Raw genomic sequence first — 12,778 nt, forward strand, 5'->3', positions numbered from 1 at the left:
ATGGCCGCCACCCCCGCTGACGCGACTGCCCTGACCGACGACGCATTCGAGTTCCTCACCGAACGGCACCTCGCCACGCTGACGACGCTCCGACCGGACGGAACGCCACACGTCGTCGCCGTCGGCTTCACCTACGACACCGACGCGCTGATCGCGCGGGTCATCACCAACGACGTATCACAGAAGGCGATCAACGCCGGCCGCGGAGGCTATGCCGCCGTGACTCAGATCGACGGTCCCCGCTGGCTCACGTTGGAGGGGCCGGCCTCGGTCCGAGACGACCGCGAATCGGTCGTCGACGCCGAGCACCGCTACGCCCAGCGCTACCGCGTACCGAGGGAGAACCCCACCCGGGTCGTCATCGAGATCCAGGTACAGCGGGTGCTGGGTAGCCGTTCGCTGCTCAGCCGCTAGCGAGCCATCGGCTCCGACGACCAGGGTAGAACGGTCAGATTCGGCCACTCCGTTGTCCAGCGAGCCGCCTTGGCCTCGTAGACGTGCTGCATCGGCACCCTCGAGTTGGGTCGCACGATTCCCGCGAACAGATCCTCGAACCCGTACGGCGCGTAGACGATATCCCCGCCGTCGATGTCGCTGGCGATCCCGAAACAGCACGTGGTGGACACGAAATGGTCGATCGCATCCTCGGTACTGCGAAACGGCGCGATGCGGCTGCCGAAGTGCTGCTCGTACCACAGGTGCACTCGTGCCTCGTTGCGTACTTCCACGTCCACTCCGAGGTCGGCGAACAACGAGGCTGCGGCCTCGATAACCTCGTTCTCCGCGTCGTAGGACAGGTCCGAATCGTCGAAGTAGAAGAAGTCGTAGTCCCGGATGCCCGCCTGTGGATCCCGACCGGCGAGGTGGTTCCACACCGTCTGGAAGAGGCCGCCCGCCGTCAGGAACCACTCGGGGAGGCCGAGCTCGGGTGCACGTCGAAGTATCTCGACGACAACGGGATTGGACCGGACGATCGAGGCGAATTCGGCCTCGCGCTCCGTCGTCACACCGGCAGGACGGCCAGATGATGGGGCCTGAGGTTGACCGATTCGCACCCATCTGCGGTGACGACGACGATGTCCTCGATTCGCGCACCCCACTGTCCGCGGAAGTAGATTCCCGGCTCGATGCTGAACGCCATCCCTTCGGTCAGGGTGATGTCGTTGCCGGCGACGATGTACGGCTCCTCGTGCACCGACAAGCCGATTCCGTGACCGGTGCGGTGCAGAAAGGCCTCACCCAGCCCCGCCTCGATCAAGATGTCGCGAGCGGCGGCATCGATGGACTGCGCGGTGGCGCCCGGCACCACCGCGTCGACGGCTGCTTGCTGCGCCCGCTCCAGCACCGCGTACCGAGCAACGATCTCGGCCGCCGGTTCACCGAGACTGTAGGTGCGCGTCGAGTCGGAGTTGTACCCCGGTGCAACGGGTCCGCCGATGTCGATGACCACGATGTCGCCTGCCTCGACGACGCGATCGGACACCTCGTGGTGCGGATCGGCACCATGGGGACCGGACCCGACGATGATGAATTCGGGTGCGGTGTGGCCTTCCTCGACGATTGCGGCTGCGATGTCCGCGGCGATCTGTGCTTCGGTGCGGCCCACTCGAAGCCATTCCCCCATGCGGGCGTGCACTCGGTCGATGGCGTACCCGGCTCGCCGCAACGCCTCGATCTCGGCCTCGTCCTTGACCATCCGGAGTTCGCGGAGCACGTCTGTGGCCAGCACCGGCACTGTGCCGAACATTGCAGCCAGCGGCACGAAATGCAGCGCTGGCATCGCATCGGCAACTGCCGTCTTCGATCCTGCAGGGATTGCCGCAGCCACCAGTGCATAGGGATCGACACCGTCCACCCAGTCCACGAGAGTCAGCGACAGATCCTGCGCCGCGGAATCGCCGAGTGCAGCCAGCTCGAGCCGCGGAACCACGACGCTGGGCGTGCTGCCGTCGGCCGGCACGACCAGGGCGATGAGTCGCTCGAAGGAACTGGCGTTCGATCCGATCAAATACTGCAGATCCGGACCCGGGGTGATCAGTAGTGCATCCAGTCCTGCATCCGACGTCAGGCGCGCGGCCCGCGCGAGGCGCGAGGCGTACACATCGCTGGAGAAGCGTGAGGAACTGACCGAAGAATCGATACTCATCCCTTCAGGCTAATGGCGTTTGGCAAGATGAGCCGCATGACCGCACCCGGAAAGTCGCCGTTGCTGCTCCTCGATGGTGCGAGCCTGTGGTTCAGGGCCTACTACGCACTGCCCGAGTCGATTACGGCCCCCGACGGGAGGCCGGTCAACGCGGTCCGTGGATTCCTCGACATGATCTCGGCGTTGATCGCTCGTACCGAACCCGGTCGGTTGGCAGTGTGCCTCGATCTGGACTGGCGACCGCAGTTTCGAGTCGACCTCGTGCCGTCGTACAAGGCGCACCGGGTGGCCGAGGCAAACCCGGAGGTCGCCGAGAGCGAGGAGGTTCCGGAAACTCTGACTCCTCAGGTGGACATGATCATGGACGTGCTCGCTGCACTGGGGATTGCCACTGCCGGGGCAGAGGGCCTCGAGGCAGACGACGTGTTGGGAACCCTGGCGGCGCGAGAGCGACAGGACCCCGTGGTCGTGGTCAGTGGGGACAGGGATCTGTTGCAGGTCGCTGCCGACGAGCCGAACGAAGTTCGTGTTCTGTACGTGGGGCGAGGGCTGGCGAAAGCCGAATTGTTCGATCCTGCACTGGTTTCCGAACGCTACGGCGTTCCGCTGCACCGCGCAGGTGCGGCCTACGCCGAACTGGCACTGCTACGCGGCGACGCCTCGGACGGCCTGCCCGGAGTGAAAGGTATCGGTGAGAAGACAGCGTCGACACTGATGCTCCAGTACGAATCGGTTGCCGCTGTGCGCAGCGCAGCGCTCGATCCGTCGTCGGACATGGCTAAGGGAATCCGGGCGAAGCTGGCCAACGCAAGTGACTATCTCGATGCGGCTCTTCCCGTCGTCCGAGTCGTCACCGACGCCGATGTCGTGCTGTCGAAGTCCGATGAGATCCCGGCCGAGCCGACCGACAGAGAGAGGTTGAACGGCCTCGCCGAGAGCCTGGGTGTAGAGAACGCCGTGGCACGCCTCGTCGCTGCGATGGCGGCCACGGCGTCCTGAAGCCGACCTGAAGACCGAGCAGTGCCTACTTCGGCAGTGAGACCTCGTAGTTCGCGTCGTCGTCGAGGAACGTCAACGTGACCTTCTTGAACGCTCCGTCGACCGTCAGAGTGCACTCGACGCTGGTACCGGCCTTCACCTCGATCTTCTGGGGACAAGACACACCGGAGACGTCCGACGCGCCGTAGGACTCGGTAACGACCTGGCGGACGCCCTCCTGGGCCGCTGCAGTATCCAGCGTGGTCGAGCGACCGAAGGCAAAGAACGAGACCAGAGCGATCACCACGAGGACGGCGACGACGGCACCCACGATGATCAGTGGCTTCTTCGACTGCGATCCGGCCGACCCGGGACCCTGCTGACCAGGACCCTGCTGATTCGGGTACTGCTGGTTGGGATACTGCTGGTTGGGGTTCCAGGGCTGCTGTGGCTGCTGGCCGTACTGACCGGGACCGTACTGACCACCACCGTATTGCTGTGGGGCACCGTATTGCTGTGGGGCATAGGGATTTCGATACGCCGGATCACCGGACGCCGGGGTACCGCTTCCGGGATACGGTGCCCCGTATTGCTGGCCGGCCGGGTACTGCTGTGCGGGATTCTGTGCCGCCGGGTTCTGCCCCTGTGGGTACTGCCCTTGCGGGTATTGGCCCTGTGGGTACTGCCCTTGGGGGTACTGCCCTTGGGGGTACTGCCCTTGCGGGTATTGGCCCTGTGGGTACTGCCCTTGGGGGTACTGGCCTTGCGGGTATTGGCCCTGCGGATATTGACTGCCGGGCTGCTGCCCGTACCCACTGGGCGCGGACTCGCCGTATGGCGCATTCGGCGTCGCGGGTGGCTGGGCGTACTGCCCCCAAGCTGGTGGCGCGGGGTTCTGCTGACCCGAGTCTGCGGGAGTGGAGCCTGCGGAATGACCCGAGGTCGCGGGAGTGGAGCCTGCGGAATGACCCGAGTCTGCGGGAGTGGAGCCTGCGGAATGACCCGAGGTCGCGGGAGTGGAGCCTGCGGGTGTCTCCGGCGTGTCTTGTGCGGCACCGTCCTGCTGGTCGGGGTTACGCGACCAGCTGTTGTCGGGATCGGTCGGACCGTATGGGCCGCTCATCTCGCCTCCACTGAAAATTCGGATTCGTCGGGGGTACCGTATCCCGACTGCGCTGTTCCCCGCTGGACCGACCCGGCAGTCCGATTCGCTCCGGCGGCGTGAGGCGGACATGTGCCGAACATTGCCGGCGCTACACCCTCGTCACGCGGCATCGACTGCGACCACGCCGCGGCGTAGGGCTGCAATGGCGCGTGCAGCGGTGCGCGACAGTTCCGGCTCCGGCGCGGCAAGACGAACCTGATCGAGCAGGTCGATGACCTGTCGACACCAACGCACGAAGTCTCCGCCCGAGAGTGCCTTACCGTTGTCGCCTGCCGTGACGAGAGCGTCGACCAACGAGTGGTCGGACGCCCATTTGTAGATCGCCTTCACGAAACCCATGTCGGGCTCCCTCGTCGGCGGGAGCTTGTGCCGAACCTCGTCCGAACGCAGTTCGTGCCAGACCCGAACCGTCTCGGTCAGCGCGTGCCGAATCGGTCCCGTCGGACCGTGCGGGGTGATGTCACCTTCGGATCGGGACTCGTAGACCACAGCCGAGACCACCGCAGCCAACTCGGCAGGCGAGAGGCCCTGCCACAGGCCGGCACGCAAACATTCCGCGACGAGGAGATCGGATTCGGAGTAGATCCGGCTCAACCGGGCACCGTCGTCGGTGACCTTCGGATCTTTTCCTGCGGTGATGTAGCCGCGGTCTGCGAGCAGCGCCAGGATGCGGTCGAAGGTTCGCGCCAACGAGTTCGTGGTGGCCGACACCTTCTGACGCATCGTTTCCGTCTCGCGGGCGAGTCGGTTGTACCGCTCTCCGGTGCGGCCCAGTTCGTCACGATCAGGACGGTTGTGCACCGGGTGCGACCGGATGGCTCGACGCAGCGTGGCCAGTTCCTTGTCGTCCGCTGCAGTCGACTTCCGACGAATCCGGTCCGACGGCTGTGAGATTCCGCGCGTCACGAGGGCTGCAGCGAGATCGCGCCGAGTTTTCGCGGTGCGATGGTCGACGAACCTCGGCAGTCGCATGGTACCCAGAGATGTTGCAGGCGAAGGGAAGTCCGCTGCCGAAAGTCGCCCTGCCCACTTGTCCTCGGTGAGTACGAGCGGCCGCGGATCGGCGCGGTCGTCGTCCGGTTCGAGCACTACCGCGAGACCGCTGCGCCGACCGCTCGGCACCGAGATCACATCGCCGCGGCGCAGGGCACGAAGTGAATCGACGGCCTTGTCTCGGCGATCGGACCTGTTCTGACGTTCGAGGGTCTTCTCGCGATCCTTCAATCGCTCACGAAGCCGTGCGTACTCGAAGTACTCGCCATCGGGTCCGCCGAGGCGCGCACCGAGTGCGTCCAAGGTCTGCATGTTCTTCTCGATACCTCGGACCATGCCGACGACGGAGCGATCGGCTTGGAATTGCGCGAAGGACCGCTCGAGTAGCAGACGCGAGTCGGCTGCGCCGAACTGTTCGATCAGGTTGATCGACATGTTGTAGGCCGGCGCGAACGAACTGCGCAGCGGGAAGGTACGGGTAGACGCCAGCCCGGCGACCTCGGTCGGCTCGGTGCCCGGCTGCCACAGCACTACGGCATGACCCTCGACATCGATACCGCGGCGTCCGGCTCGACCGGTCAGCTGGGTGTACTCCCCCGGAGTCAACTCGGCATGCGTCTCACCGTTGAACTTGACGAGCTTCTCCAGCACCACGGTTCGGGCAGGCATGTTGATCCCGAGAGCCAAAGTCTCGGTGGCGAACACCGCTCGAACGAGACCCTTGACGAACAACTCCTCCACGGTGTGTCGGAAGACCGGCAACATCCCGGCGTGATGGGCCGCGAAACCGCGTTCGAGTGCATCTCGCCATTCCCAGAAGCCCAGTACCTCCAAGTCCTCCCGCGGAAGTTCCGAGGTGTGCTTCTCCACGATGTACCGGATCTCTTCGGCCTGTTCGGGTGTGGTCAACACCAGGCGCGAGCGCATGCACTGAGTCAGCGCACCGTCACAGCCGGCGCGGCTGAAAATGAACGTGATCGCGGGGAGCAAACCTTCTTCGTCGAGCTTGGCGATGACATCGGGTCGAGCCAACGGCCGGTTGTTGGCCCCGCCGCCCTGACCGCCACCGCGACCCCCTCCGCCGCCTCGACCGCCGCGCCCACGACTGTGCGGCGCGTGCCAACGGTCCATCGAATCGAGAGACTGGCGTTGTTTGACATGGCGGACGAGCTCTCGATCGACGACGATCTTCTGACTGCCGTCGGGCGACTGAGCTCTGGTATCGAACAGATCGAACAACCGTCGACCCACCATGATGTGCTGCGAGAGGGGCACCGGGCGATTCTCGTCCACCACGACCGAAGTGTCACCGCGGACCGTACTCATCCACGCACCGAACTCCTCGGCGTTGCTCACCGTGGCCGACAGACTCACCAGACGTACGTCGTCGGACAGATGCAGGATGACCTCTTCCCACACTGCGCCACGGAAGCGATCGGCCAGATAATGCACCTCGTCCATGACGACGTGGGACAGTCCCCGCAGCGCGTCCGAGGATGCGTAGAGCATGTTGCGCAGCACCTCGGTCGTCATGATGACGATGGGGGCATCGGGGTTGATCGACGAATCTCCGGTGAGCAGGCCGACCGTGTCGCGGCCGTACCGTGCGGTCAGTTCCGCGAATTTCTGGTTGCTCAGCGCCTTGATCGGAGTGGTGTAGAAGCATTTGCGTCCCGCTGCGAGGGCCAGGTGAACGGCGAACTCACCGATCACCGTCTTGCCTGCACCGGTGGGTGCACAGACCAGAACACCGTGGCCGCGCTCCAGCGCCGTGCACGCATCGACCTGGAATCGATCGAGGGGGAAGCCGAGCTCTGCAGAAAAACGCTGCAGCTCGGTGGGGTGCGGACTCGGTTGCACGTCCACAGTGGTCTCCGTCATATGCCGATCCCACCGCGTCGGCCGAGGTCAGATCGTGTCGTCGTACTCTGCCTGGGTGCGAGTCGCGCTACCGAATCCGCTGGACGGCGGTGTCGGAGCGACAACATGTGGGGACTCGATCGAACCTGCGCCTTCGATTCGCGTTGCTTCGTCATCTGACACATCACCCCATTCGTCTCTTCTCTTGCGCAACTTACGCTTGTCGTGAATCCGCGCAATCTGCACTGCCATTTCGAAGAGGACCGTCAACGCCAACGCGAGCGCCAACATCGAGAACGGGTCCTGTCCCGGTGTCGCAATAGCGGCGAAAACGAACAGACCGAAGATCAGTCCGCGGCGCCACGCCTTCAGACGCTCGTAGGTCAGAACTCCGACGAAGTTCAGCGCCACCACGAGCAGCGGAATCTCGAAGCTGACACCGAAGATGATGAGGAGGTTGATCAGAAATCCGAAATACTGGTCGCCGCTCAGTGCGGTGATCTGAACGTTGTCGCCGATCGACAGCAAGAAGTGCAGACCCTTGGCCACCACGAAGTACGCCAGGACGGCTCCGGTGACGAACAACCCTGCGGCACCCGCAACGAACAAGACTGCGTACCGCCGTTCGTTGGCGTACAGGCCGGGTGTGATGAACGCCCAGATCTGATAGAGCCAAATGGGGCAGGCCAGCACGACACCGGCAGTGAAGGCGACCTTGAACCGGAGCAGGAATTGATCGAAGGGTCCGGTAGCCAGCAGGCGACATTGGTCGTCGTTGCTGAGGTTCGCGCGGAGGTTGGGATCGAGTGTGCAGTAGGGACCTCGCAGAAGGTCGCCGAGGCTCTCGAAGCCGAACAGCGTATGCGAGTACCAGAAGAATCCGAATGCCGTGGTGAGGGCCACAGCGACGAGTGACCACAGGAGCCGAGTTCGCAGTTCGTACAGGTGATCGACCAACGACATCGTGCCGTCAGGATTGACTCGGCGCTTACTGCGCCGCGGATCGAACGGAATGCGCATGGTGTTCTACGGTCAGCCTTCTTCGGTCGGCCGACGGCACGGAGCCGTCACCGACAGCAGTGAACCGGAGTGCCCACGCGGCACCCCGGTGTGCTGAGCGGTTTCGCTCAGGCAGACTTCGCGTCGTGCTGTGCTTCGACGTTCGTCGGTGCGACAGGCGCCGGTGCCGGCAACTGAGCGGGAGCGACAGGCTGCTGTGCAGCCGTGGTGTCCGCGTCGGATTTGCCGTCGTTCTGCATCTCCTTCACCTCGCTCTTGAAGATGCGCAGCGAGCGGCCGAGTCCACGAGCAGCGTCGGGCAGCTTCTTGGAACCGAACAGAATGATGACGACCACCGCAACGATCGCCCAGTGCCAGGGACTGGTGAATCCCATGTGAACCTCCTGAGATCAGATGAATCGAGCGTACCCGACGACGGCTGTCGACTTCGGACGTGGCGGGCACGGGTTTGCCTGACGTTCATGTCGTCGCGGCGTCGTATGTGCCGGTGGCGTCGAGCTCCGCGTACGCATCGAGCGCCGAGCGGGCGCGCTCACGCACGGAGTTCACCAAGGATTCAGGTGAAAGTACCGTCACACCACCGCCGAAGCCCAGTGTCAGACGGGTCATCCACTGCAGCGTCGCAAATCGCATCGTCACCTCTATCGAGCCGTCCGCATCCGCGGCGACCTGAGTCATCGGGTAGTAGTCCAGGATCCAGGTGAAGGTCGGCGAGACCTTCAGGCGCGCCTGCGACAACGAGGGATCGTCGTTGAATATCTCGAAGGCGTCCTCGTCCTGGACCGATTCCGGCGGCGCAGCCGGCTCGTCGAGCTCGGTCGCGGAGTCGATGCGGTCGAACCTGAACAGCCGAACCCCCTCGGCTCCTCGGCACCACGCCTGCAGATAGCTGTTGTCGTCGACCACGACCGTTCTGATCGGATCGACGGTCCGTTCGGTGACGACGTCCCGCGACGCGGAGTAGTAGGTGAGATCGAGTGCATGCCGGTGCCGTAGAGCAGATCGGACGGTGCTCGAGACCGGGTTCTCCTCTGTGTCTGCGCTGTCCTGATCGGACGAGAGCGGTACGTCGGCGGCCGCCGAGCCCGCGGCGGTCTCGATCTTGGCAATCGCGCGCTGAGCTGCGGACGGGTCGACCATGCCGGGCATGGACGTCAGCGATCGGAGCGCCACCAGCAGGGCCGTAGCCTCGGTCGACGTCAGACGCAGAGGTCGATCGATGCCGGCCGAGAACGTGACGTCGATGCTCTCCTCGGAGAACGAGAGATCGATGAGGTCACCCGGCCCGTAACCGGGTAGGCCGCACATCCACAATTGGTTCAGATCGGCCATCAGTGTCGTCGTCGACACGCCGAGCTCGCGTGCGGCCTCGTCGGCGCTCAACCCCGGATTGGCCATGAAGAACGGCACCATGTTGAGCAGCCTGGCGAGCCGGGTCGACAATCGCGCGCTCATCGCTCGGTCTCCATGTCGGCTGCCGTCTGCAGCGTCGAGAGCACATCGGCTCGCAGTTCTGCAGGTTCGAGCACCACCGCATCCGCGCCGTGACCGGCGATCAACCGCGAGATCCAATCCCAGGACCGCACGGGAACCTCTACGACGGTACCTGCGCGAGTGCCCACACTTTTCGTGCCCACGACCGTTCCCATTCTGCGCAGCTCCAGCGCCCTCCCGTCGTGTAGCCACACTCGCGCCGTACCGGATACCGAGGACGTCCCGGCGACGCGGCGGACGATGTCCTGCAGATCGACACCGTCGGGTTTGCGGACACTCTGCGGTGAGCCGAAGGACTTGACCTCGTCGCCTATTCGGGACAGGCGAAACGTCCGGGTGTCGGCGCGGTCCACGTCATGGCCCACCAGATACCAGCGGCCGCGGAACGTCACGACGCCCCACGGCTGGACGGTTCTGGTGGTGTACGGCTCCGTCAACGACGGTCGGTGCTCGAAGCGCACCGATTTGCCCTCGTCGATGGCGGACAACAACGCTCCGAGTGCAGGTTCGGAGCCCCGGGTTCGAGCTGGGACCGCGGTTACCGCGGCCGCCGATTCGTTCTGGTCGACTTGAATTCCCGCGGCGCGGAGTTTGAGCAGCGCACTCTGCGCCGCCGACGTGAGTTCTGGCGATTCCCACAATTTCACGGCGACAGCGACGGCGGCCGATTCCTCGCTGGTGAGGTCGATATCGGGGAGCTCGTATGCATCACGATTGATGCGATAACCCTCGACGCCGCCGAATCGGGTTGCCGTACCGGTTTCCAGCGGCACACCTAGGTCGCGAAGCTCGTTCTTGTCCCGCTCGAACATTCTGCTGAACGCTTCGTGGCTGGTGGAATCGTCATACCCGGCGACGCTTTCACGGATCCACTCTGCGGTGAGGAACTGACGTGTCGACAGCAGACAGATGACCAGGTTCATCAGACGTTCGACTTTGGTGGTGGCCACGACCGTCGAGCCTAGTTGCTCATCGATCGCCGGAGCGGTAGCGACCCGAGTTGTCGGAGCGGTAGCGACCCGAGTTGTCGGAGCGGTAGCGACCCGAAGACGCTGCCTACATCGATGCGATCAGTCGTTCCACTCGTTCGTCGACCGAGCGGAACGGATCCTTGCACAACACGGTCCGCTGAGCCTGGTCGTTGAGCTTGAGATGGACCCAGTCGACGGTGAAGTCGCGCCCCGCCTCTTGCGCAGCGGTGATGAACTCGCCTCGTAGCTTGGCGCGGGTGGTCTGCGGCGGCAGGTCGACCGCTTCGTCGATCTGCTCGTCCTCGGTGACTCGCTTGGCCAAACCCTTGCGCTGCAGCAGGTCGAACACTCCGCGACCACGCTTGATGTCGTGGTAGGCCAAGTCCAGCTGAGCGATCTTGGGATCGGAGAGCTCCATCGAGTACCGATCCTGGTAGCGCTGGAACAGTTTGCGCTTGATGACCCAGTCGATCTCGGTGTCCACCTTCGCGAAATCCTGTGCCTCGATGGCATCGAGCGTCCGACCCCAGAGGTCGACCACCTGTTCGACCTGGGTGTTCGGCTCGCGCGTCTTCAGATGCTCGACGGCCCGGGCGTAATACTCGCGCTGGATGTCGAGGGCGCTGGCCTGTCGTCCTCCGGCGAGCCTGACCGGGCGCCGTCCGGTGAGGTCATGACTGACCTCGCGAATGGCGCGAATCGGATTGTCCAGCGCGAAATCGCGGAAGGAGACGCCCGCCTCGATCATCTCCAGTACGAGCGCGGCAGTTCCGACCTTGAGCATCGTCGAGGTCTCGGCCATGTTCGAGTCACCCACGATGACATGCAACCTGCGGTATTTCTCGGCGTCGGCGTGCGGCTCGTCGCGAGTATTGATGATCGGCCGCGACCGAGTGGTGGCGGAGGAGACGCCTTCCCAGATGTGCTCCGCGCGCTGCGACAGGCAGAACGTCGCCGCCTTCGGCGTCTGCAGCACTTTTCCTGCCCCACAGATCAATTGACGGGTGACCAGGAAGGGCAGCAGAACATCCGAGATTCTGGAGAACTCCCCTGCTCGCTGCACCAGGAAGTTCTCGTGGCAGCCGTAGGAGTTGCCCGCCGAGTCGGTGTTGTTCTTGAACAGGTAGATGTCGCCGCCGATGCCCTCCTCGGCCAAACGCTGCTCGGCGTCGATCAGCAGATCCTCGAGAACTCGCTCGCCGGCTCGATCGTGGGTGACCAGCTGCAGCAGACTGTCGCACTCTGCAGTGGCGTACTCGGGATGCGAGCCGACATCGAGGTACAACCGAGCCCCGTTGCGAAGGAACACATTCGAGCTGCGCCCCCATGAGACGACGCGGCGGAACAGATAGCGAGCCACTTCGTCCGGACTCAGCCGTCGGTGCCCGTGGAAAGTACATGTGACACCGAACTCTGTCTCGATGCCCATAATTCGTCGCTGCACACTTCGACACTACAACGCAACGTTCGAATCGATGTGTCGGAGCGCGCGGATGTCGCCCGTGCATAGGGTAGTTGTCATGACGCCCACGCGAACCTCGATTTCGGCTGCCGTGCACGGGTGGGACCTTTCCCTGGTCGAACGAAGTGCAGCGCTGCGATCCAGCAGAGCCGATGCAGGACTGCGTGCGCTGAGCACCGCTGCCGATCACGGTCGGCTGTGGCTCGGCGCTGCTGCTCTGCTGGTCGCCGCCGGTGGTCCCGCCCGGCGCGGCGGTGTTCGCGGACTCATCGCGCTGGCGGGTGCGAGCGCGACGGCGAACGGCCTGCTCAAGCCGCTGTTCCCACGATCGCGCCCCGACACCGAGCTGGTTCCGGTCCTTCGCCGGGTGCTGTCACCGCCGGTGTCCTCGTCTTTTCCCTCCGGCCATTCGGCGTCGGCGGCTGCGTTCGTCACAGCGGTAGCGATCGAGTCGCCGGTAGCAGCAGCTCTACTGGCCCCCGTCGCAGCGGCCGTCTGTTACTCGCGCGTCCACGTCGGAGTGCATTGGCCCACCGACGTCATCGCGGGTGCAGCTCTCGGCTCGGCCATCGCTCTTTCCACCCGTCGGTGGTGGGCCGTGCGATCGGAAGCGCCTGCAGATCTCGGCTCGCCGGTCGACGTCGTGCCCCTACAGCGAGGACGGGACCTTCTCGTGCTCGTCAATCCGG

The 12,778-nt window shown here is 64.4% G+C and carries 12 protein-coding genes; 3 read left to right on the plus strand and 9 right to left on the minus strand.

Going from position 1 to position 12,778, the window contains the following annotated elements:
- A complete protein-coding gene (locus RHODMAR_RS15945) occupies window positions 1-414 on the plus strand; it encodes a TIGR03618 family F420-dependent PPOX class oxidoreductase (protein WP_042939521.1) in 414 nt (137 codons plus the stop codon).
- Here the strand turns inward: RHODMAR_RS15945 and RHODMAR_RS15950 are convergent.
- Window positions 411-1,007: a nucleotidyltransferase family protein gene (locus RHODMAR_RS15950; protein WP_008716300.1), complete on the minus strand. Its 597-nt coding sequence runs from the start codon at window positions 1,005-1,007 to the stop codon at window positions 411-413. The two genes, RHODMAR_RS15945 and RHODMAR_RS15950, sit on opposite strands and share 4 nt — an antisense overlap.
- Window positions 1,004-2,146 carry a M24 family metallopeptidase gene (locus RHODMAR_RS15955; protein ID WP_008716303.1) on the minus strand — a complete coding sequence of 381 codons (1,143 nt, stop codon included), beginning with the start codon at window positions 2,144-2,146 and terminating at the stop codon, window positions 1,004-1,006. Before RHODMAR_RS15955 ends, RHODMAR_RS15950 begins: the two co-directional genes overlap by 4 nt.
- Before the next feature lie 27 nt (window positions 2,147-2,173).
- Here RHODMAR_RS15955 and RHODMAR_RS15960 point away from each other — a divergent pair, with 27 nt between their 5' ends.
- On the plus strand, window positions 2,174-3,145 hold the full coding sequence (locus tag RHODMAR_RS15960; RefSeq protein ID WP_008716305.1) for a 5'-3' exonuclease: 972 nt from the start codon (window positions 2,174-2,176) through the stop codon (window positions 3,143-3,145).
- Between the two features lie 25 nt (window positions 3,146-3,170).
- Here the strand turns inward: RHODMAR_RS15960 and RHODMAR_RS29125 are convergent, their stop codons facing one another.
- From RHODMAR_RS29125 to pafA, 7 genes are all read right to left on the minus strand, one after another.
- Window positions 3,171-4,247, minus strand: coding sequence for a DUF4333 domain-containing protein (locus RHODMAR_RS29125; protein WP_008716307.1), 1,077 nt, complete (start codon window positions 4,245-4,247; stop codon window positions 3,171-3,173).
- Window positions 4,248-4,388: 141 nt separating this feature from the next.
- Window positions 4,389-7,163: a DEAD/DEAH box helicase gene (locus tag RHODMAR_RS15970; RefSeq protein ID WP_008716309.1), complete on the minus strand. Its 2,775-nt coding sequence runs from the start codon at window positions 7,161-7,163 to the stop codon at window positions 4,389-4,391.
- A 27-nt stretch (window positions 7,164-7,190) separates the two neighbouring features.
- Window positions 7,191-8,162, minus strand: a complete 972-nt coding sequence (gene tatC, locus RHODMAR_RS15975) for a twin-arginine translocase subunit TatC (protein WP_008716310.1) — start codon at window positions 8,160-8,162, stop codon at window positions 7,191-7,193.
- 107 nt (window positions 8,163-8,269) lie between these two features.
- Entirely contained in the window at window positions 8,270-8,536 is a 267-nt protein-coding gene (gene tatA / locus RHODMAR_RS15980) for a Sec-independent protein translocase subunit TatA (RefSeq protein WP_008716313.1), read from the minus strand.
- Between the two features lie 85 nt (window positions 8,537-8,621).
- A complete protein-coding gene (locus RHODMAR_RS15985; protein ID WP_008716316.1) occupies window positions 8,622-9,617 on the minus strand; it encodes a helix-turn-helix transcriptional regulator in 996 nt (331 codons plus the stop codon).
- A complete protein-coding gene (locus tag RHODMAR_RS15990; RefSeq protein ID WP_008716318.1) occupies window positions 9,614-10,606 on the minus strand; it encodes a helix-turn-helix transcriptional regulator in 993 nt (330 codons plus the stop codon). Before RHODMAR_RS15990 ends, RHODMAR_RS15985 begins: the two co-directional genes overlap by 4 nt.
- A 106-nt stretch (window positions 10,607-10,712) precedes the next feature.
- Window positions 10,713-12,071 carry a Pup--protein ligase gene (pafA, locus tag RHODMAR_RS15995; RefSeq protein ID WP_198289461.1) on the minus strand — a complete coding sequence of 453 codons (1,359 nt, stop codon included), beginning with the start codon at window positions 12,069-12,071 and terminating at the stop codon, window positions 10,713-10,715.
- 76 nt (window positions 12,072-12,147) lie between these two features.
- Between pafA and RHODMAR_RS16000 the strand changes: the two genes are divergently transcribed.
- The coding region (locus tag RHODMAR_RS16000; protein WP_008716322.1) for a phosphatase PAP2 family protein at window positions 12,148-12,778 on the plus strand (631 nt) is incomplete at its 3' end.

The sequence above is a fragment of the Rhodococcus sp. AW25M09 genome, assembly GCF_000333955.1.
GTDB lineage: Bacteria > Actinomycetota > Actinomycetes > Mycobacteriales > Mycobacteriaceae > Rhodococcoides.

What these genes read in the sequence shown, in the direction of transcription:
- RHODMAR_RS15945 (WP_042939521.1), top strand. Translation starts at nt 1, where the DNA reads ATGGCCGCCACCCCCGCTGACGCGACTGCCCTGACCGACGACGCATTC.
- RHODMAR_RS15955 (WP_008716303.1), bottom strand. Translation starts at nt 2,146, where the DNA reads ATGAGTATCGATTCTTCGGTCAGTTCCTCACGCTTCTCCAGCGATGTG.
- RHODMAR_RS15960 (WP_008716305.1), top strand. Translation starts at nt 2,174, where the DNA reads ATGAGCCGCATGACCGCACCCGGAAAGTCGCCGTTGCTGCTCCTCGAT.
- RHODMAR_RS29125 (WP_008716307.1), bottom strand. Translation starts at nt 4,247, where the DNA reads ATGAGCGGCCCATACGGTCCGACCGATCCCGACAACAGCTGGTCGCGT.
- RHODMAR_RS15970 (WP_008716309.1), bottom strand. Translation starts at nt 7,163, where the DNA reads ATGACGGAGACCACTGTGGACGTGCAACCGAGTCCGCACCCCACCGAG.
- tatC (WP_008716310.1), bottom strand. Translation starts at nt 8,162, where the DNA reads ATGCGCATTCCGTTCGATCCGCGGCGCAGTAAGCGCCGAGTCAATCCT.
- tatA (WP_008716313.1), bottom strand. Translation starts at nt 8,536, where the DNA reads ATGGGATTCACCAGTCCCTGGCACTGGGCGATCGTTGCGGTGGTCGTC.
- RHODMAR_RS15985 (WP_008716316.1), bottom strand. Translation starts at nt 9,617, where the DNA reads ATGAGCGCGCGATTGTCGACCCGGCTCGCCAGGCTGCTCAACATGGTG.